The sequence below is a fragment of the Paenibacillus sp. Cedars genome, assembly GCF_003184205.1.
Lineage (GTDB): Bacteria > Bacillota > Bacilli > Paenibacillales > Paenibacillaceae > Paenibacillus_AQ > Paenibacillus_AQ glucanolyticus.
Genome location: NZ_CP020866.1, coordinates 5,089,851 through 5,111,514 on the forward strand (window position 1 = coordinate 5,089,851; position 21,664 = coordinate 5,111,514).

At 50.7% G+C, this 21,664-nt stretch carries 17 protein-coding genes; 5 read left to right on the forward strand and 12 right to left on the reverse strand.

The features are described 5' to 3' along the window. Window positions 1–216: 216 nt before the first annotated feature. The 7 genes from B9D94_RS24980 to B9D94_RS25010 all read right to left on the reverse strand — a co-directional run bounded on the left by B9D94_RS24980 (window position 217) and on the right by B9D94_RS25010 (window position 10,390). Complete coding sequence (locus B9D94_RS24980; protein WP_148248247.1) at window positions 217–2,250, reverse strand: alpha-L-arabinofuranosidase C-terminal domain-containing protein; 2,034 nt, start codon at window positions 2,248–2,250, stop codon at window positions 217–219. Between the two features lie 68 nt (window positions 2,251–2,318). Continuing rightward, a complete protein-coding gene (locus B9D94_RS24985) occupies window positions 2,319–3,212 on the reverse strand; it encodes a carbohydrate ABC transporter permease (protein WP_006208108.1) in 894 nt (297 codons plus the stop codon). A 16-nt stretch (window positions 3,213–3,228) separates the two neighbouring features. Then, window positions 3,229–4,191 (reverse strand): ABC transporter permease, encoded by a 963-nt coding sequence (locus B9D94_RS24990; RefSeq protein ID WP_006208107.1) that lies wholly within the window; start codon window positions 4,189–4,191, stop codon window positions 3,229–3,231. Window positions 4,192–4,224: 33 nt separating this feature from the next. Next, window positions 4,225–5,796: an extracellular solute-binding protein gene (locus B9D94_RS24995; RefSeq protein WP_036638633.1), complete on the reverse strand. Its 1,572-nt coding sequence runs from the start codon at window positions 5,794–5,796 to the stop codon at window positions 4,225–4,227. Between the two features lie 198 nt (window positions 5,797–5,994). Then, the gene (locus B9D94_RS25000; RefSeq protein WP_148248249.1) at window positions 5,995–7,644 is read right to left on the reverse strand and encodes a response regulator; all 1,650 of its coding nucleotides are present in this window, start codon (window positions 7,642–7,644) and stop codon (window positions 5,995–5,997) included. 3 nt (window positions 7,645–7,647) lie between these two features. After that, window positions 7,648–9,447, reverse strand: coding sequence for a sensor histidine kinase (locus tag B9D94_RS25005; protein ID WP_148248251.1), 1,800 nt, complete (start codon window positions 9,445–9,447; stop codon window positions 7,648–7,650). Window positions 9,448–9,535: 88 nt separating this feature from the next. Continuing rightward, window positions 9,536–10,390, reverse strand: coding sequence for an AraC family transcriptional regulator (locus tag B9D94_RS25010; protein ID WP_006208103.1), 855 nt, complete (start codon window positions 10,388–10,390; stop codon window positions 9,536–9,538). Window positions 10,391–10,515: 125 nt separating this feature from the next. Between B9D94_RS25010 and B9D94_RS25015 the strand changes: the two genes are divergently transcribed. The 5 genes from B9D94_RS25015 (at window position 10,516) to B9D94_RS25035 (ending at window position 16,550) form a co-directional block, all read left to right on the forward strand. After that, window positions 10,516–12,054: a sulfatase family protein gene (locus tag B9D94_RS25015; RefSeq protein WP_148248253.1), complete on the forward strand. Its 1,539-nt coding sequence runs from the start codon at window positions 10,516–10,518 to the stop codon at window positions 12,052–12,054. An 8-nt stretch (window positions 12,055–12,062) separates the two neighbouring features. Next, window positions 12,063–12,701, forward strand: a complete 639-nt coding sequence (locus B9D94_RS25020; protein ID WP_100086470.1) for a chromate transporter — start codon at window positions 12,063–12,065, stop codon at window positions 12,699–12,701. A gap of 26 nt (window positions 12,702–12,727) precedes the next feature. Next, window positions 12,728–13,258: a chromate transporter gene (locus B9D94_RS25025; protein ID WP_006208100.1), complete on the forward strand. Its 531-nt coding sequence runs from the start codon at window positions 12,728–12,730 to the stop codon at window positions 13,256–13,258. A 20-nt stretch (window positions 13,259–13,278) separates the two neighbouring features. Further along, the gene (locus tag B9D94_RS25030; RefSeq protein WP_006208099.1) at window positions 13,279–14,256 is read left to right on the forward strand and encodes a formylglycine-generating enzyme family protein; all 978 of its coding nucleotides are present in this window, start codon (window positions 13,279–13,281) and stop codon (window positions 14,254–14,256) included. Between the two features lie 122 nt (window positions 14,257–14,378). Then, entirely contained in the window at window positions 14,379–16,550 is a 2,172-nt protein-coding gene (locus B9D94_RS25035; RefSeq protein WP_148248255.1) for a peptidase G2 autoproteolytic cleavage domain-containing protein, read from the forward strand. A gap of 605 nt (window positions 16,551–17,155) precedes the next feature. Here B9D94_RS25035 and B9D94_RS25040 read toward each other — a convergent pair. The 5 genes from B9D94_RS25040 to B9D94_RS25060 form a co-directional block, all read right to left on the reverse strand. Continuing rightward, the gene (locus B9D94_RS25040) at window positions 17,156–18,460 is read right to left on the reverse strand and encodes an ABC transporter permease (RefSeq protein WP_006208096.1); all 1,305 of its coding nucleotides are present in this window, start codon (window positions 18,458–18,460) and stop codon (window positions 17,156–17,158) included. Then, entirely contained in the window at window positions 18,453–19,355 is a 903-nt protein-coding gene (locus B9D94_RS25045) for an ABC transporter ATP-binding protein (protein ID WP_006208095.1), read from the reverse strand. Before B9D94_RS25045 ends, B9D94_RS25040 begins: the two co-directional genes overlap by 8 nt. Window positions 19,356–19,376: 21 nt before the next feature. After that, window positions 19,377–20,279, reverse strand: a complete 903-nt coding sequence (locus tag B9D94_RS25050; RefSeq protein ID WP_006208094.1) for an ATP-binding cassette domain-containing protein — start codon at window positions 20,277–20,279, stop codon at window positions 19,377–19,379. Window positions 20,280–20,285: 6 nt separating this feature from the next. Then, window positions 20,286–20,687 (reverse strand): GntR family transcriptional regulator, encoded by a 402-nt coding sequence (locus B9D94_RS25055; protein WP_006208093.1) that lies wholly within the window; start codon window positions 20,685–20,687, stop codon window positions 20,286–20,288. A 74-nt stretch (window positions 20,688–20,761) separates the two neighbouring features. Continuing rightward, entirely contained in the window at window positions 20,762–21,487 is a 726-nt protein-coding gene (locus B9D94_RS25060; protein ID WP_006208092.1) for a hypothetical protein, read from the reverse strand. Window positions 21,488–21,664 lie beyond the last annotated feature (177 nt).

A 21,664-nucleotide genomic window follows, 5' to 3' on the forward strand; every position in this document is an offset into this window, starting at 1 on the left:
TAGTCTCTAATTACACTTCCCATAAATAAGTTAAACGATGAATGAAGACCATTTTCCCTGATTCTTGGATAAGATCAGCCTGTATCATTCCATTTCGGGCCGCAGCGAGTTTCGAATGGCTTTATGTCAAAAAAAGAGCCGTGACTGTCAGCGCAGTCACGGCTCTTCGGTTATAATAGATACTTTAGTCTTGATGGTCACAGCCAGCCTAGGTGATTATTCCACTCCACCGGATTCGGGCTTCGCCCTGAATTCAAGCGCATAAATGGAGGAAGGACGCAATGCGTAACCGCGCTGCAGTTCCTCCGCCGAAACCCCGTATTCCTTACACTTGATTTGCTCAGGCTGGAATACGGAATTGATATCATCATAAAAATTCCCGGTAATTTCATAAACGGTTGTTTCCCCGGAAGCTTCGAAAGCTTGCAGCTCAAGCTCGGCCCGAACCTCCCCCAAGCTTCGGTTCACGATAAGCAGCGTAATCACGCTGCCGTCGTCATTCGTACCGGCCACAATGTCCAGATCCGGAAGCGCATCCAGCTCCACAGGCGTCTTCTTGTGTGACGGCACGGAGAAGGTGCCGCATTCCGCCTTAACAGGAAGGATTCGCCGGATATCCCGATTCGCGTAAAGCTTTAACACTTCATAGGTGGGTGTACCGTATATTTCGAGAGGAAGCCCGCTCCAGCCAGGTTCTTTGCCGCAATACTGGTCGGCATAATAATCCCCCACTCTGATGCATCCTCCCAGCCAGCCGTTAACAAGATCGGAGAAGCTGCCGATATGCACCATATCGCTGCAACGAATCATTTCATTCAGGTTGGCGGCATTGGCCACGGCTGCTCCCAAGGTATGTTCGTTCGGCAGCCCTTTTCTTACCGTGTTCGGATAGTACATCGTGTTGTATTCGGTGATCGCCAGCTTCACGTGGCTATGCTTCGACTGGGACCGAATAAGCTCCGTCGTCTGCCGGATATAATGCCGGGTCCATTCGGGATAAGAGGCGATCGCTTTATAGCGGTCCTCTGCCGGGGTGTCCCGGTTCATGCCGAAGGGACCGTAGCCGTGGTACAAATGCAGTGTCAGATAGTCCATATACTCACCGGCCAGATCGAGGACCGTTTGATTCCAGTCCTGATCATAATGCCCGCAGGCCAACATTACGATGGAATCGTCCGCCTCCTTCATGGCCTTGGCAAACGATATCGTCCGCTCCGCAAACCTGTCAGCTGTGCAAGTGCCGACCTGCCATTGCCCCCAAACCTCGTTGCCAATCTCCCAGTACCTTACATCGTATGGCTCGGGTGATCCATTCTTTGCTCGCAGAGCTCCCATCGGTGTATCAACGCTTCCATTGCAGTATTCGATCCACTGGGCAGCCTCTTCTGGCGTGCCGGAACCATCGTTCACGCAAATGAGGGGCTCGACCCGCAGCTCGCGGCAAAAGCGGATGAATTCGTCCGTTCCGAAATATTTGCTGGTCCACCCTCCCCACGCTTCGTTGTACATGACAGGTCTCTCCAGAACAGGACCGATCCCATGCTCCCAATGGTACGCGCTGATATAATTGCCTGCCAGTCGCATCATCCCCGCGTTCAGCTCGCGGGTCATGTCTACCACTTCGCGCTTCACCATGGCAATGCTGTCTACTGGCAGCATTGACACATGATCGATCCAGAGCATGCCGGTGGATACGTGGTCGACCCACCTTGGGTGCTCGGCCGGGATATACACCCGAATTTCCGCATCGGCACAAGCACGGGTTATGGACAGCTGCCCCTCGTATTCCTGCCAGTTATGGCTGCCCAGCTCGACCCGCAGCTGCCCCAGCGTTTCTTCCGTACGCCGGTCCACCGCTTCGATCATCAAATAACGAAGCTCGATGGAAGCCCTTGCAACCATCCGAACGGTGTAATCCTTCGGCCCTTGCAGCGATGTGATCTGCGTTATGCCGGCATAGGCCTCATCATCGCTCAGAATGCGGATGCGCTGGGCGCGGCCCGAATGCTTGGGTGCCGGCGCCTCCATGGCATACCTGGTGTTCCTTCCGTTGGTGTACGCGCGCCAGCTTCCCGATACCGCGGTCTTTGATTCCGTCTCGCTTTCGAAATCCATGTCCTTCAAGGGAAATGCGAGCATGGCCTCCATATGGTCCCGTATATCCTCCACGAAATGTCCGAACAGGTAGGGGTTGACCGTATGCTCGCTCGGCCTGACGCAGTCAATGGTAATCTTGGCGTTTGTTTTCAAGATAAATCCTCCATAAGCGTGATATATTAGGGGAATTAATTCGTGCGAAAATGGCATGTGAGCTGAGCTCACCCTTTTACCGAGCCAATCATGACGCCTTTAACAAAATGCCTTTGCACAAACGGATACATAAGCAGTACAGGCAAACTGGAGACAATAATGACCGCGTATTTAATGCTCTCGGCAAGCAGGATTTTGTCTTCCAAACCAATGCTGCCGTCCACCGCATCAGATTGACTAATCAGCAGAATTTCGCGGAGCACCAGCTGAAGCGGATGCAAATTCTCGTTACGAATATAGATGAGCGCATTAAAAAATGAATTCCAGTGTCCTACCGCATAGAACAGCACCATGACCGCCAGAATCGGCTTGGATAAGGGCAGGATGATGCTCAGCAGCAGCCTCCAGTTGGAACATCCATCGATATGGGCAGCCTCCTGCAGCTCCCACGGAATGCTCGATTGGAAATACGTTCTCATCACGATCAGATTGTAGGTCGCGATGGCACCGGGAACAATCAATGCCCACATCGTATCGACCATTCCCAGATCCTTGACCAACAGATAAGTCGGAATCAGCCCTCCGCTGAAAAACATGGTCAGGGTGATAAACACCATAATTGTATTGCGTCCTGGAAGGTCAGGTCTCGATAGCGGGTACGCTGCCAGTATCGTCATGATGATATTAATTACCGTCCCTACAATCGTATAGAAGATCGTATTGCGGTAACCGATCCAAATCTTATCGTTATGCAAAATATTCGTGTAGGCATCAAGCGTTACGCTCTTGGGCAGCAGCCAAACCTCCCCGTTCAGCACCCTTGCCGGATCACTGAACGAAGCGCTGACAATAAAGATTAACGGATACAGCACAATGAGAATAATGATGGCGGCGACCGCGTAAATGATCACATCGAATACCCATTCATCCGAGGTTCTTTTTATGGTCGATGGCTTGGACATGTCGCGTTTTCCCCCTTTACCATAAACTCGTCTCCGACGTTTTACGCGCAATTCGGTTTACAAGCAGCAGCAAAATCAGGTTGATGATCGAATTAAACAGCCCGATTGCTGCCGTGTAACTGTACTCACCCTTTAAAATGCCTGTCGTGTAAACAAACGTGGAAATGACATCACTCGATTCGAGATTCAAATTATTTTGCATCAGCAAAATTTTCTCAAAGCCAATGTTCATGAAATGGCCGATATCCAAAATCAGCAGAATGATAACAACAGGAGCGATGCCGGGTAAGGATATATGCCAAATCCGCTTCAGTCTTGTCGCTCCGTCCATCTTGGCAGCCTCATAAAGCTGCGGGTTCACCCCGCTCAATGCCGCAATGTAGATAATGGACTGCCAGCCCATGTTCTGCCATATGTTAGAGCCGATAAAAATGGTCTTAAACCAGCCGGCTTCCTCCATAAAACGGACCGGCGTGCCTCCCATTGCCTCGATCAGCAGATTGACCGGACCGCTGGTAGGCGAGAGGAATACATTCAATATGCCGACGATCACGACTACGGAAATAAAGTGCGGAATATACGTAATGTTCTGCAGCCATTTGCTGAAGGTCTTGTTACGAATTTCATTAATGATCAACGCCAGCAAGATGGGAATCGGAAAAGCGATCAACAGCGAGAACAGATTAATGGACAACGTATTCCACAGCAGCCTCCAGAAATAATACGAATCGAAGAAGCGTTCGAAATGCCCGAAGCCCTCCCAGCTGCTCCCAAGGATTCCCTTGGCCGGGTTGAAATTCTTAAACGCAATTTGCAGCCCGTACAACGGACCATAGTGAAAAACCAGATACCAGACGACCGGCACAAGCAGCATGAGGTACAGGTCATACCTTTTGGCCATTTGTCTTAGCAAGCGGGGACCTCGCCTTCGTTGACCTGGAGGCATAGTGATCGTTGTATCGGCTTTGACACTCTTCATGGGCATCCACTCCTTATCCATGATGTGGCAGCATTATTTCTGCATCTTGTCATAAGCATCCTGATACAACTTCTCCAGCTCATCGATTTTCATCTTCTTCAGCGTAGACTGGAATTGTTCCCACTTGTCGAAGCTAAGCGCGCCCACAATGAATTTCGTGCTCTGCTCTTCGTAGTATTTATCGATATCGTTACGCAGAATGTTCACTTGCTGAGCGGTTTGCTCGTCAAACATGGGAGCCGCGTAGCGAACCTCCGGCATGAATGGATCCAGCTTCTGCTGCGCCTCCTGTACCTGCGGCGGATTGATGAAAGAGGCGACCTGCTCGCTGATGAGATGAGGCGCTCCTCCTCCGGCGTAAGGCGTGATTTTTGCCTGGTTGGTAATATCCTTCAAGAAATCCTCTGTATAGTAGGGAATTCCGTCCTTCATCTCGTAATGCTCTCCTTCTCTGCCGAACCGGAGAAGGGTAGATCCTTCGTCGCTATAGAAGTAATCGATCCAGCGCATCGTGACTTCTGGGTATTTATTGACGGACGTGATGGCAAAAGCTCCAAAATCCCGCGCAATCGGCAGCGCCTGACTTTGCATCCGGTCTCCGTCAGGCCCTGCCGGAGGCGCGATCCCGGTATATTGATCCTGGATTGACAAAAAGTTGTTGTTTGTCTGGTCAAAGAAGAATCCCGCATTCCCTGATCCCTGCTTGGCCAAATATTGCGCTTCAGTGTGCGAGAATATCTCGGGATCCAGAAGCTTTTCCTTGTAAAGCTTGTTTAGATACATCAGCATCTCTTTATTCTTGTCGCTACCCATCCAGATGCTTGCCTTGTCATTTTCAATGTTGATGTTGTAGCCGAGCTGTGTGTCCAGTCCGAACGATCCGCTCATCGCGCTCACAACCGATAACCCGATTCGGGCGGTCATCGGAATCTCATCCTGCTTGCCGTTGCCGTTCGGGTCCCCGTCACGGAAAGCAAGCAGCACCTGATACAGTTCTTCGGTTGTCTCCGGCACCTCCAAATTCAGCTTATCCAGCCATTTCTGATTAATCCATTTCTTATCCGTACGCGCCGCGCCCAGCGTGACGATGCCCGGAATCGCATAAATGTGGCCCTCCGGCGTTGTGATGCCCGAGCGGATTTCGGGATATTCCTCCATCCATTTCTTCAGGTTCGGAGCGTATTCATCGATAAGGCCTTCCAGCGGGATCAATTGGCCTGCCGACCCGTAGCGGACGGTTTCAAGCGGCGATAGCCCCGAACGGAACAGCGCATCGGGCAGCTCATTCGACGCGAACAGCAGGTTTTTCTTCTCCTGGAAGCCGTCTGTCGGCGCTTCGATGAACTCCACCTTTACATTGCTCAATTTCTCGTAATCCTGAAAAACCGGCATCTCCTTAAACGGACCATTAACGGGGGCAATCCGGGTGAACATCTTGAGTTCCACCGCCTGCTCTACGATCGGAAATCCCGTGGTGTGAACGACATTCTCCGAACCTTCGGGTGCGGCTTCCTTCTTCGAACCTCCATCTGAACTGCATCCGGCCAGCATCAAGCTGGAAACGATCATGGTCATGATCGCGTTTCTTCCCCAGTGTTTACGCATGAATAGGTGACCCCCACATTTCTTAATCACCACACGCTTAGTGTAAGCGTTTACCGTTGGTGTGTGATTATTATAATTCAACGGCCCTGGCAGCCAATTACAATAATATGATCATTTACTCCACATATTTTACGGTTTTTTTTATACTGGCTGCTTCCGAAACACGGTTTCTGCCGATCCGAATGCTTGGTTTTTCTCTTATCCTTTTCCCAGACTGTTCAAGTACTCTTGCGGTGTCATTCCCGTAATCTCCTTGAACACTTTAAAAAAATAGTTATGAGTCGTGAACCCCACTTGATTGCTGATTTCCTTGATGGTATAGCGCCCGCTTTCCATCAGTTTGCACCCTGCGTCGATTCGTACCCGATTCAAGTATTCCGAGAAGGTCCGCTGCGTCTCCTCCTTGAAAATTCGGCTTAAGTAGGATGAGTTCAACCCGATGGCGCCTGCCGCTAGCTCCAATGTGACATACCCCGGATATCTCTCCAGGATGAAGTGGATGGCTTGCGTGACATGACGAGAATATGCCCCGCTCACACGGTTCTGCTTCAGCAGGCCCAGCAAGTCGGCATAGAAGGATAACAGCCACTGCTCCAATTCCCCGACACTGCCCATCCTTCCGAGTTCGGTTCTTGCAGGAAGCCTGTCCCCTGCTGCTTCAATGGATGGCATCCATGTTTTCAATGCCTTATCACCGGTCTGCATCAGCTCACTGACAATGATCTGAACCGTATGCGAATGGATTGGCTGATGGGAGATCGAAGCAAATATGGATGAAATTAAAGCCTGCACATCTTGGGTGTCCAGTCTTTCGATGGAGAGCAGAAGCTGCTTGTGCTCTTCGATCGTCAAAGAAACGCGCTCTTTGTACCCTCCGGCAAATCCGACAGCGTGGTCCATTATCCTTGGCGGCGTATTCTCGGCGAGCGGCACCTTGACGGATGAAGCATCTAGTTCCCGCTCAGCTGAGCTGTAACTGGATCCAAGCTGGGATAAGCTGGTGCACACATGTCCTATAGCGGTTACGCATCTTAAATTGAGGAATAATTCAAGGGCGTGCTGAATCTTCCTTATTCGTCCATCTGCCTCGCTCATCACGGCAAATTCACTTCGTTCCTTGTTCGCAAACACAACAACAAACCGCCCATCCTCCACATAAGCTGCCGTCCGCTCATGGATATCCCCCAAACTCTGCTGCATCATATCCACTACCTGCTGAACCAGCCGATTCGTTTGCACATCGCTGTACGATTCCGTCAGCAGCCGAAACGGGATAATCTGCACAGCCGCAGCCGTATAACTGAAGGTCTGGGGATACAGGTTATTCCGCTGGGAGAAGGTTTCTGACTCCAGGCTTGCTTCCATCCCTCCTCCCCGGATTAAATGCACAACATAATCACGGATCAGGACAGGGTTTATCCTCTCTTCCAGGGCCTGCCGGGCAATGCGTTCTTTAAACAGCCGATCCTCCTGCCGCAATGCCAGGACCGCTTTATTCAGCATGGCGATCAGCGTTGCCCCGTCCAGCCGATGCTTCAATACATAATCGATGGACCCGTTCTTCAGGGACTCCCGCACGTAGTCATAGTCATCAAAGCTGCTGAGCATGATGGTCTTAATGGCCGGGAAGCGCTCTTTGATCGCTCGGTTGAGCTCTACACCGTTCATGCCGGGCATGTTCACGTCAATAATTGCAATATGAGGAGGGGACTGCTCCATCATCGCCAGAGCCATGAATCCGTTATGCGCTTGGCCGCACAGCTGAAATCCATGCTCATTCCAGTCGAGTAACGTCCACAGATTATGCCGCACCAGCGGCTCATCGTCGACAAGCAGCACTTGGAACATCGCTTATATCACCTCTTGTTCGGATTCTCCCTTACACTCCGTAAGTTTCGGCAGCCGGATCTCGACCTTGGTATACAGACCTGGCTCACTGTACAGCTTGACGCCGTATGAATGACCATACAGGTGTACGATCCGTTCATGCACATTACGCACCCCCATTCCGCTAAAACGGGACGTATTCCCGCTCTTTCCCCTTTCACCCAACAAAGCAGCCTTCTGTCCCTCTGTCATACCCTTGCCATGGTCGATCACTTCAATCTTGAGGTCGCCCCCCTCTTCGCATACGCGGATCAACACAAGTCCCTCCCGCTCCAGCGGTCCGATACCATGAATAATGGCATTCTCCACAAGAGGCTGCAGCATCAGCTTCAGCACCCGGCATTCCAGCAAAGCATCATCCTCAACCTGGGCAACCATCCGGATCGGCTCCATATACCTGTACTTGACGATGGAGATATAGCGTTCAACATAATCCAGTTCCTCCCGCATCGTCAGAAATTCGCTTGAATTGCCCAGAACCCCGCGCATGAGCTCAATCAACGATCCCGACACTTCTTCGATGTTAGGCACGCCGTTCATCTTGGCCAGATACTTAATGGTGTTCAGCGAATTGTATAAAAAATGAGGATGAATCTGCGCCTGAAGGGCCGTTAACTCGGCTTCCCGCTTGGCCCTCTCACTGACCCGGATTCCTTCCATCAGCCGCTTCAAATCCTCCACCATGCTGATAAAGACGCGGTACAGCTGCCCGGTCTCATCCTCGCCCTTGATCTCCTTCCTGGGAAACGTTAAATTCCCCTCCTTCACAAACATCATCAACGATTTCAATCGCCGGATATTAAGGGTGATTCGCGAAGACACCTGCAGCGACCCGATGAGAACCACAACAAAGACGATAACCGACACCTCCGCCAGCAGCTTGCGCAGCCTTGCCGATTCGCTCAGCAGCGAATCCATCGGAATCAACGCCAGCGTGGTCCAGCCCGTATAACCGGATCGGCGGCTGACCACGATATAGTCTCTCCCGTCAATAACTTGCTTGATAGCATCACCATTACCTGCAAGCTCCTGATTGAGTCCGACAATCCTATCGGATGAAGGGGCAAAAGACGGTGCCGATTCGGCCGCATAAACGAACCCGCCCTGCTTGTCCAGCACATAGATCATGCTGTCCGTAGTCGGCTTCACGCCGTATGTTTTTTGGATAAAATCATAATTCAAGTCCACCATGACCACCCCGATCGGTTCACGATTGTAGCGGATCTCCCGCCCTACTGTGATGGCGTCCGACACCCCCGTCTGCTTGAAATACGCATGGCGGGATCCATTCTGCAGCATATAATCCAGCATCGGTGACCCCAGCACCGTCCTGTCCAACCACGGCCCACCGGAGAAATACACCTTTCCGTTCAAACCGACAACAGCGATCCGTGTAATGTAGGGCTTATAATCGATCAGAACGGACAGGAACTCATCGATCCGCTTCTGCTCCTGAAACCACTCGTAACTGATCTCTTCATTCGGGCTTAACAGGGTGTCAATCACCGTGTTTTTATTGGTCACCACAACGGTGTTCAAGCGATCGATCTCTTCCAGCATCATATTCAGCGATTCATCCGCCTGCCGAATGCTGTCCGATACCGAGGTGACCGCATTGTGCATGATCGTCTCACGCATGCTCATGTAAACAATGACCGTAATCGAGACAATGGACACGAGGGTTACCGCACTAAACGCAATGAATATTTTCCCTTGAATGCTTCGACCGGGCGATATCCACCTCTGAATCGTAGAAAGCTTCATAGCGGAATTCTCCTTTTTCAAGATCAACCGAAATAAAAAGTAACCGTTTACAAAATGTCGTTCACATGAGCATTCCCATGGTACGCACTCAGCATTGGGTTCCCCGCATGGTAATGGGAGGCACCTTGTAATAAATCTTGAAGGCTCTCGTGAATGAGTATAAATTGGGATAGCCAAGAGACAGGGCAATCTCCGTGATCGTTGCGTCCGTTTCGGTCAGCAATCGTTTCGCCTTCTCCATCCGTATTTTCTGCATGTATTTTAACGGAGGCATTCCTACCTGACTGGTGAACATATTGGAGAAGTACGAACGGTGCACCCCCGCAAATTCAGCCACCTGCTGTACTGAAATCCCTTCGGTCGCGTGAAGTTCCATGTAATCCAAACACTCATGAATCCATCCCGCAAGCTCTGTCGGCTGCAAAGAAACCGTGTCCGGCACCAGTCCGGCAAGCAGTCCGTAGATCAAGCCATGCAGTTCCAGTGAAATTGAAGGCTTCCAGCGTTCCACGCCAGCCAGGGCATGAATCACGCTTTCCGACGACTCTTTGACCCGGGCGGATAACATTTGTTTGCCAAACGGGCTATCCGGAAGCAAACCGGCAAGCTCCAATAACGGCTTGACCCTGTTGCCGTCCAATGCGAGCCAGCTCATTTGCAGCGGAGAATCCGAGGGAAGCATGTGATAGTAATAGGTCCGCCCCGGAAACAGGCAGAACACATCGTTCTTCTGCAGATCCACCCATTTACCATCAAACTCAAGCCGGACCATGCCTTCATGCACAAAATGCAGACTGTAACACTCGATCCGTTTCGGTCCGACCTTGTAATTGGGCTTGGCTGCAGTTCGTCCTGCCCGAACCGGCCAAATTTGTTCCTCCTTATCCAAATATCCCGGCGTATAGTAGATGAATTCCGCATACTCGTATTCATATTCCTGCATTTGGCGACGCCCCTCCTTTCCTTCATTTTTTGCTTAATCATAACAAAATGACAACAAAAATATAACACTAAGCTATTTTTATAACTGATTTTTTTCAATATTATCATACTAGGAGGGGATTACACTTGTCGAGAACACCTAACATTTTGCTAATAACTAGTGATCAACAGCATTGGAACACCATCGGTACATTTCAGTCTGAAATTTCCACGCCGAATCTGGACCGTCTCGCCCGGCAAGGGACAACGTTCGATCGGGCCTATTGCCCAAATCCCACCTGCACCCCCAGCAGAGCATCCATCATTACGGGAATGTATCCCAGTCAGCATGGAGCATGGACGTTGGGTACAAAACTGCTGGAAGACCGCCACACCGTGGGTCAAAGCTTCCAGGAAGCCGGATACCGAACGGGTCTTGTCGGCAAAGCTCATTTTCAGCCACTGAAATCCACGGATGTTTATCCTTCGCTGGAAGCGTACCCGATCCTTCAGGATTTGGAATATTGGAGAAATTTCCACGGGCCATTTTACGGATTCGACCATGTTGAACTGGCCCGCAACCACACCAATGAAGCCCATGTCGGTCAACATTATGCACAATGGCTGGAAGAGCAAGGGTGTGCCAACTGGCGGGAATACTTCCTGCCGCCGACGGGAACCATGGATCCTTCCCGGACGTACACATGGCCCATCCCGGAGAAATACCATTACAACGCCTGGATTGCCGAACGAACCGGCTCCCTTTTGGACCAATACCAGCGCTCGGATGACCCTTTCTTTCTGTGGGCCAGCTTCTTCGACCCGCATCCGGAATATCTGGCCCCTGAACCGTGGGACTCGATGTATGACCCGGACGAGTTGACCATTCCATCCGTAACGCCGGGAGAGCATGACCGAAATCCGCCGCATTTCCAGTTGACGCAAGAGGACGATCCGGATTTCTCGCATCTTGCAGAGACCGGGTATGGCATACATGGCTACCGTTCCCATCACTATTACGAGTATGGTGCAAAGGCACGACTAACGGAGTATGACAAGAAAAAGCTTGTTGCCGTGTATTACGGCATGATCAGCATGATGGACAAATATATCGGCAAAATCCTCGATAAACTGGATGATCTGGGACTGGCGGAGAATACCGTCGTTGTATTCACAACGGATCACGGCCACTTCTTTGGCCAGCACGGCCTTCAAGCCAAGGGAGGGTTCCATTACGAGGATTTAATCCGGATTCCGTTCATGGTAAGGTACCCCGATCAGGTGCCTGCCGGAAAAAAATCAAATGCCATGCAATCCCTGGTCGATCTGGCCCCGACCTTCCTATCGCTCTGCAACGTTCCGATTCCGCACGCCATGACGGGCGTCGACCAAAAGGAAGTATGGTTCGGCAAGAAGGCGGCCGCTCGGGAGCATGCCCTCTGCGAATTCCGGCACGAGCCGACAACGATTCATCAAAAAACATATATCGAACAGCGTTATAAGATCACCGTCTATTACAATCAATCCTACGGTGAGCTGTTCGACCTTGAGACCGATCCTAACGAGCTGCATAACCTGTGGAACGAGCCGGAGCACGAGCAGCTGAAGGCCGAGCTATTGCTCAAATATATCTGGGCCGAGCTTGGCAAGGAACCGATGCCGATGCCCAGAATCCATCATGCGTAATGGAAATCATGAGAGATCGCATCAAGGGACTGAAGCATAAATTCAAGCTGCTGAACCAGCTGTTCTGGACCTTCTTCCGCATCGGGCCCTCCACCTTCGGAGGCGGGTATGCCATGCTGCCAATTATTGAGCGCGAAGTGGTGAGCAAGAAAAAATGGATGCAAGAGGATGAAATCGGTGAGCTTATATCGCTCGCCGGCTCAGCTCCCGGAGGCGTTGGCGTTAATGCGGCTGCCATCATCGGCCACCGTCAGGCTGGCGTTGCCGGAGCTGTGTCGGCGGTCATCGGAGTGACATGTCCCACGTTTCTGATTGTGATTCTGATCAGCATATTTGCCATGGTGTTCCGAAACCAGCCTAAAGTCGAAGCTGCTCTAAAGGGGATGAACGGTGCCATTATAGCGCTAATCCTCATGGCGGCATATCGGATGGCCAAGTATTCCGTCTTTGACAGGACGACAGCGATAGCTGCCCTTGCTACCGTCTCCGTGCTGTTATTTGCTGGTGTCCACCCCCTCTATCTTATAGCTCTGGGTTTGTTATGCGGCATGACGGTCATCCGGATCAAACTACGGCTTGGACTTCGGGCCCGGACCGAGAAGCAGACCGCAACCGGCAGCCCTTCGGAGCTGGAGTATTACATTTAAGCGAGAGAAATCGGGGCGATCGAATCATGTATTGGGACTTGTTTATCATGTTTATAAGCGTAGGCCTTGTGTCGTTTGGCGGCGGTTATGCAGTCATTCCGATGATTCAGTATGAGGTCACGGAAAAAGGATGGCTGACAGCCGCGGAGTTCCAACAGACAGTGGCGCTGGCTGGAATGGCGCCCGGCTCGATTGCAACCAATGCCGCCACGCTGATCGGCTATGAAACAGCAGGTTATCTCGGAGCCGCCGTCTCCACCGCTGGGATCATTATCCCGTCGTTGATCGTTGTTGTGCTGCTATCTGCCTTCTTCTACCGCTTGCATGACAACCCATGGCTGAAATCTTCCCTGTACGGCTTGCGGCCTGTAACGACCGGGCTCATTCTATATGCAGCCATTCACTTTGGCTTGTCTAATGAAGGCGCAGCGATAACCTGGGGCATCGTCCCCACGCTCCTTATCAGTGGTGTTTGCCTGTATCTCTTACTGAAGCACAAGCTCCACCCGCTGCTCCTGCTCATCGTCGCCGGCGCTGCCGGCATTGTTTTATTCTAACTTGAACTGGGAGGTGCATGATGGAATCCAAACCGTCCTGCTGCACCGCAGCACGAAACAGGCTGAACGTCACGGCCCCAACTCCTGCTGCAGGCCAGGCAGCGTTACCTGGCATTACGATTGCCGAATCCGAGAAGGACCGTATGGTTCAGCTTCCTGGCGGTCTATTTCTGATGGGCACCTCCGATCAGGAAGCCAATCCGTATGATGGAGAAGGACCCGTTCGGGAAGTAAATGTCAACGCTTTTGCGATTGCTCCCTATACGGTGACCAACAGCGATTTCGTCCGTTTCATACAAGCGACCGGATATAGGACAGATGCTGAGCAGTTTGGCTGGTCGTATGTGTTTCACTTGTTCTTGACCGAACAGGCTGCTGCGGCAACACAGGCCCCGGCCCATACGCCATGGTGGAGAGCGGTACCCGGTGCGGACTGGGCTCATCCGGAAGGCCCCGGGTCAAGTCTCGTTCATCGTATGGACCATCCTGTCGTCCATGTGTCCTGGAACGATGCCGACGCCTACTGCAAGTGGGCCGGAGTCAGGCTGCCCACGGAAGCCGAATGGGAATATGCCGCACGCGGCGGACTCGTGCAGAAACGATACCCTTGGGGCGATGAATTGAAGCCTGCTGGAGAGTTTCGCTGCAATATCTGGCAGGGGAGGTTTCCCGTGAAGAACCATGCCAGCGATGGTTATCCTGGCACGGCACCGGTTGGAGCCTATAGGCCGAACGGGTACGGTCTGTATCAGATGTCGGGCAATGTGTGGGAATGGTGCTCGGATTGGTATGACCGAAGCTATGATGTGACTGGACACACGGACAATCCCAAGGGACCACTGCAAGGACAAGAACGAGTCATGCGCGGCGGCTCCTATTTATGCCATCGATCCTATTGCAATCGCTATCGCGTTGCCGCAAGGAACAAAAATACGCCGGACAGCTCATCCAGTCATGTCGGATTCCGCTGCGTCAAGGATATGGGTTACCTATCGTAGTCTCGAGAGGTCAATACATATCGTGTACAATAAGTCCACTCATGCTCCTTAGACACACATATCCTGTATCATAGGGAAGTTTAGTGACATTACCACACCTTATAGATAAAGGAATGAATACGATGGCTGAATGCAATCGAAATCCAATCGGTGAATGCTCGGAGGCTGAAGGTTCGAATACGACAGCCAGTGGATTCGCCTCCCATGCGGAAGGAATTCTGACGACAGCTAGCGGAGCCGTTTCCCATGCGGAAGGCAGTACGACCAGAGCGTCCGGGGACGCTGCCCATACGGAAGGCTATAATACCGAAGCGCTGGCCGACAGTTCCCATGCCGAGGGATCGACTACTATGGCAAGTGCAACAGCTTCTCATGCCGAAGGTTTTACAACGATGGCCTACGGCGAAGCCTCCCATGCCGAAGGCAACGCAACGACAGCTCTGGGCCATGCCTCTCACACCGAAGGCTATCTGACGGAAGCGATAGAGGATACCGCCCACGCGGAAGGCTCAAACACCGTAGCAGGCGGAACCGCATCTCATGCGGAAGGGTACAGAACCATGGCCAGTGGAGAAGCCTCCCATGCCGAAGGCATCTCGACAACGGCGAGCGGGTTTATATCGCATGCCGAAGGATTGTCTACAACGGCGAGCGGCCTCGTATCCCACGCCGAAGGAACCAACACTACTGCGCAGGGTAATTATTCTCATGCCGAGGGCGCATATAACACAGTAACCGGCAATTACGGTCATGCGGAGGGCGCAAACAACACGGTGGACGGGAATTATGCCCACGCGGAAGGCGGAAGTAATACGGCTCAGGGAAATTTCTCTCATGCAGAAGGATACGATAATTCGGCAACCGGCAATTATGCACATGCCGAAGGTTCGCTTACGACTGCAAGCGCCTTTAATTCCCATGCCGAAGGCTACACTACGTTAGCGGAAGGTTACGCTTCGCACGCGGAAGGAAATACAACGATAGCTTCAGGAAACAATTCGCACGCCGAAGGTTTTACTACGACGGCGGGTGGTTATGCTTCGCATGCAGAGGGAAATACCACCACCGCATCGGGCGGAAATTCCCATGCGGAAGGAGTCAACACCCTCGCCGAGGGCAGCAATTCCCATGCCGAGGGGTCCGGTAGCCAGGCATTAGGGATCAATGCGCATGCCGAAGGCTCCAATACGCTGGCTTCGGGGAATAATGCGCATGCCGAAGGTGCTAATACGGTTGCTTCCGGTGTATATGCCCATGCCGAGGGAGCAGACACAACGGCATCGGGCAATTACTCCCACGCGGAAGGTTCAAGTACGCAGGCAACCAACAACTATGCCCATGCCGAGGGCTCCCTCACCACGGCCAACGCCTTTAATTCGCATGCGGAAGGCTACACGACGTTGGCATCCGGATATGCTTCGCACGCGGAGGGCAATACCTCCACTGCCTCAGGCAATAATTCACACGCGGAAGGATTTACGACTTCGGCAGAAGGCTATGCCTCCCATTCTGAAGGGTCCAACACCGTGGCATCGGGCAGCAGAGCGCATGCCGAAGGAGTCCAAACGACGGCAAGCGGAGATTTCTCCCATGCGGAAGGCCTCCAAACCACCGCCACCCATAACGGAGCCCATATTATGGGCAGATATGGGGCGTCGCTCTATACCTATTCCTGGCATGTCGCGAACGGGACCTCCGCTGATGCACAGGGTCTGGCCGCTGTTCTGCAAGGGTCAACCGGCAATATGTATATTGACGGCAACTATTTTTCCGGTGGAGCCGATTATGCCGAAATGTACGAAACACTGGATGGCACCGGCATAGAGCCCGGCTATTTTGTAACCCTGGATGGAGATAAGGTCCGGATCGCTACGCAAAGCGATGGTTACTTGCTAGGGATTGTCACCTCCACTCCCTCTATTGTGGCAGATGCCGCAGAACTGCGATGGAAGGATTACTACCTCCGTGATGAGTGGAGAAACGTGCGGTTTCAGGAAGTTACGATTCCTGAGGAACGGGATGAAGAAGGAAATATCATTGCACCTGCATCCACCGAACAACAGCCGATCTTGAATCCGGAGTGGGACCCTTCGATGGTCTATATTCCAAGAAGCCAGCGCGAGGAATGGGTAACCGTCGGTTTGATTGGAAAACTGCTCGTTCGTGATGATGGAACGTGCACGGTTAATGGCTATTGCATGCCCAATGACGATGGGGTTGCCACTAATGCCGACAGCGGATACCGTGTAATGAAGCGCACCGGACCCAATCAAATCATGGTGCAGTTTAAATGAGGGTGGAATGCACCGTGATCTGGCTGAGCGTAGAAGAACCGACTTCTTGGAGTCGGTTCTTTGTACATAAGAATAATAATCGATCTGATTGGGATACAACATTCTTAGGAATAGAGACAATGCAAAGGGTCAAATTGATATAATACACTCTATAGTTTAAATGATGTGACTAATTTCCTGATCTAACCTATGTGATTGGTGGAACAGAATATAGATTGCTTCATTCCGCTAGTAACTTAGTATAGTTGTTGTTTAAATCGGTCTCTTGTTCTGCCAAAGAAAAAGACTAGTAAAATCAGCAATCTGATTTCACTAGTCTTTTACATTCGCCTCATTTAAACCATTTCTTTTTAAACTCTATTGTTTTCGTTTACCAAACGCCCACAGACCAACGCAGGCTAATAATATCCCAAAGCCCATCAACACTCCCTGAACGACCTCTTTCAGCATAGAACCTGTAGTGTATCCATGGTCGTTCCAAGCAAAATACGCAGGACCGCTGAGATCAAGACCATCATCATACTTTGGTTTTTATCCATCGTCATGTCTATCTTTACATCCATGTACCTCTTATTTTGGTTTAAAGCCTCTTTTTCGTACTTTGACTACATCTTATAAGCCTTCATCGCTTTTCTAAGCTCCTTGAATGTAGGGCGTTTGCCGTACATCAGGACACCAGTGCGATAGATTTTTGCAGCCAACCAGCCAAACACGAGGATGGATACGATCAGGATAGCAAGGGATAACAGGATCTCCCACATCGCTACGTCGCCAAGTCCGATACGAACCAGAATCGTTGTTGGTGAGATGAATGGAATATAACTGGACACCTTCATCAGCATCGAGTTCGGAGCGCTCAGGCTAAAGATTGCGATATAAAATGCCACCAGCGACAGCATGGTAATCGGCATGACAGCCTGCCCCAAATCCTCTGTACGGCTGACAATCGAACCAATGGCCGCGTATAACATCGCGTACAAGAAATATCCGAGAATGTAGAAGATTAAGCCAAACACCAGCAGCATCGGATCAATCGCAGTAAGGTCAAGATTCATTTCCTTCAATGTGTCCATGTTGTGAGGCAGCATCAAATTCGCTGCGGCAACAATGCCGAACGCCAGGATCTGTGACAGACCCAGCAGGAACATGCCGATAACCTTACCGAACATTTGACTCAGCGGAGAGACGCTGGTAATGAGGATCTCCATAATACGGGAGCTCTTCTCTGTCGTCACTTCCGAAGCAATCATGTTGCCGGTCCCCATCAAGGTGAAGAAGAAGAGAATAATCAGTGCATACACCACGATGTAGTTAATAACCTCGGAAGCCCCATCCTTCTCTTCGGATGCTCCTCCAGCACTGCCTGATGGATTCGTGCCAATACTGCGAGCATCAATCTGAACCGGCGCATTCAGCTCATTGATCTGTGCATCAGACAAATCAAGCCCATCTACAATGCTGCGAGTCTTTGCCACTTGAAGAGCGGCTTGCAGATTCGATTGCAGCTCCGGACTCATTCCCTCTTCTTCGGAGCTGTAGACCACGGCCGGGAACGTGCTGCCTTCTTGTGCTTCAAATTTTAAATAACCTTCAATAGTGCCATCTTCAATGTCTTTATTCAAGGCAGCTTCATCTGCCGTTTCATATTTCACAAATTTATAGGTAGTTGACGGCAGGCTGCTCCAAGTCGTCTCCAATTGTTCAGCGAGCGCTTGCTCCTGTCCATACACCAGACCTATGCGAGTGGTTTCCTCAGATCCTGCCTTGTCACCCGTGAACATTTGGATCAGAAAAGGAAGATTAATCCCGATTGTAATGATCAGTGCAAAAATCAGGGTTGATACGAGAAACGACTTCGTTCTTACCTTATTCATAAACGTAAATCGGATAACGGTCCACATATTATTCATTAGATTCACCTACCGCCTTTATGAAGATTTGATTGAGTGTCGGCTCCTTCACTTCAAACCGATGGATCACGCTTTGCGACATCGCTGTATTCAAAATATTCTGGGCAGCGTCGATGTGGCTTATGCGGATGGAGTAACCATCCTCTGTCCGCTCAACAGCCGTTACGCCCGGCAGTGAATCGAGCCCCTGAACTTCACCAGAGGTGCCGAGCACCACTTCTTCTCGCGGATACTTGGATTTAATGTCCTTCAGGTTCCCCTTCACTACGGTGTTGGAGCGATGAAGAATGGTAATGTTCCTACATAATTCCTCAACATGCTCCATCCGGTGGGTAGAGAACAGAATGCTTGTGCCTTTGTCGCGAAGTTCTTTAACCGTCGATTTCAACAGTTCAACGTTCACCGGATCCAGTCCGCTGAATGCTTCGTCCAGAATCAGGATCTGCGGATCATGAACCACTGCTGCAATAAAGCCCATCTTTTGTTGATTACCTTTAGACAGTTCCTCAATCTTCTTATCGTAATAGTCAGGCACTTCAAAGCGCTCCAGCCAGTACTTCAAGCTCTTATCGGCGTCTTTGGCTGACATGCCCCGAAGCTGGGCCAAGTATGAAATCTGCTCGCTGACTTTCACTTTCGGATATAACCCGCGCTCCTCCGGCAAATAACCCATAATGTGACGAAGCTCCTTGTTGTAAGGCTTCCCGTTATACAAAATCGTTCCATCATCCGGGTAGATCAAGCCAAGCACCATCCGCATGGTGGTTGTTTTACCGGCACCGTTCGCACCGAGCAGGCCGTAGATTTCTCCTTCCTCAACCTGAAGCGAAATCTGGTTTACGGCTGTTTTGTCCGCATAAATCTTAACTACATCCTCTAATTGCAATCGTTGCATATTGTGAAACCCCTCTCTATCCTAGTTCTGCACGTTGGCAGGAATATTACCTTCAATCCATAGTCGAAGCACTTCATCCAGCTCCAAGGAACGGGCCCGAATAAACGGTATGCCTGCAGACTGGAGGATCTTTTCTACTTCCAAACATTCCGTCGTTATAAAAGAAATCGTATTCGCTGTCTCTTGTTTGCTGCTAAGAATACCAGGCAATTCCTCTACGATGGAAGCATCGCCTTGAATCCAACATTCCTTCCAATTGTCGAGCAGCGAATCCTTCTCCACCATACCCAGCAGCTTTCCATGATGGATAAGGATCACATAATCCGCCAGCCGCCTGATTTCATCCACCACATGAGTGGACAGCACGATGGTGGTATCCATAGATTTCATCACCTTGTGCAGCTGGTCGATCATCAGCTTCCAAGCGAAGGGATCCAGACCGGAAGAGGGTTCATCCAGAAGCAGGAGTTTCGGCTTCGGTGCAAGAGCCGCTGCAATCTCGAATTTGCGCCGCTCCCCTTTGGACATCTTGCGAAGTTTTACGCCCCTCGGGACATCAAATCGTGACAGAAGCTCATCGAAAAAGTAACCATCCCAACTGTCATACCAAGATGCTCGAAAGCTGGCCGCCTCATCCACCGTCATATGCTGTTCTTCTGAGCTCAGCTGTTCGGGAACGAACCCCATCTGTTTACGAATCGAGACGGGGAGCTCTCTCGGATGGGATTCACCGAACCAGGTGATCTCCCCTTCATCTGGAAACACGGTCTGCATCATCATGTTCAGCAGCGTGCTTTTCCCCGAGCCATTAGGTCCCACCAGCGCAACGATGTATCCTTGAGGTATCGATATTTGGATGGGTCCGATGGTTTTCGTTTTCCGCCGTTTAATGACATTACGAATTTCAATGATATGCGGTTCCATTGATTGCTAGCGACCTCCTCTTGCTTGGTATTTATCCCGAACAACTTCCATGAATAGTTCCTTTAATTCATCTTCATTAAACTGAACAGCAAGCCCCTTATCTACCGCAATCTTTAATGCCTCAACGACCGAATCGCGTTTATATTGTTCACGGGCCCGATCACCGACACCAGCAACAAAAGTTCCCGTTCCTTGTCTCGTTCGAAGCAGCCCTTCATTCTCTAGATCCTGATACACCCTGCGTACCGTAATGACGCTGCAGTTCAGATTCCCGGCAAATTCCCTGATGGACGGCAACAGCGTTCCCTCCTCGATCTGACCGCTGATAATAAGCGAGCGCAGCTGTGATTCAATCTGGTGATATAAAGGCTCTGCGCTATTTTCATTAATCTGAATCGGAATTCGCACCTTGTATCACCTCTCTTCTTCCTTGTACATAAGCGGCGAACCTCCGACACCAACGTGTATGTGTTCTATATAAATCATGTGAGATCCCTTGTCTGCTGCCGGGTGTACGTGAATTTACTCATGAGCAGCATGGCCGCCAGTCCGATGATGAGTGATCCCCACATGACCGGTGATATCAAGCTCCATCTGATGGATGCGTTAGCAATGAAATCGGTTAGGCTGTAACCCAGCAAGTTAAACAGAACGACGGATCCTGTGGTTAGCACCATCACCACAAGGGTGTTTCTGAAGTACGCCTTGCCGCTGCACATATGCTCCCAATAAATATAGGGCCCGGTCATTAAAAATCCGATGCCGATCCATGTCAGCATGAATGCGATATAACTCGGGATATCCATTGCGGATCTGATATGATCACCTATCGCATACATGACCCCAAAAAACACGATGCCGTTTATGGCATAAGCTATCAGGCTGTTTATAATGCGGCTTACGAAAATCGCGGAGGCCGGCACCGGTATGCTGCGGTAAAAATACAGCATCCGCGTATACGAATCCTCGCTCAGATAACGGAAGGATCTTCTGCTGAAGAGGTATCCCAATAACGGAGCGTAAAGCACCAATATGAAGTCAATGAACGGGTTGCTGCGCTCATACAAATGTTCAAACTGATTGTCTATGATAACGCTGGCGGCAAATCCCATGTATACCATGAAGAGAATGGTCCATAAAATCTGCAGCTTGTCGCTTGCAAAATCCTTCTTTACGATCTTCATTGCATTATGGAGTACTTGTTGCAACGCGCCTCACCCTTTCCCTCGTATATACAATCAATTTCTATACAATCAATTTCGTAATCATTGCAGTTGTGCACTTCCACTGTGCTTAGTGTGATTACTGTGCTCACTGTGTATATCTTTATATACAGTATATAGTCTGTATCTAAACAGTGTCAATAGAATTTGTAAATATTTATG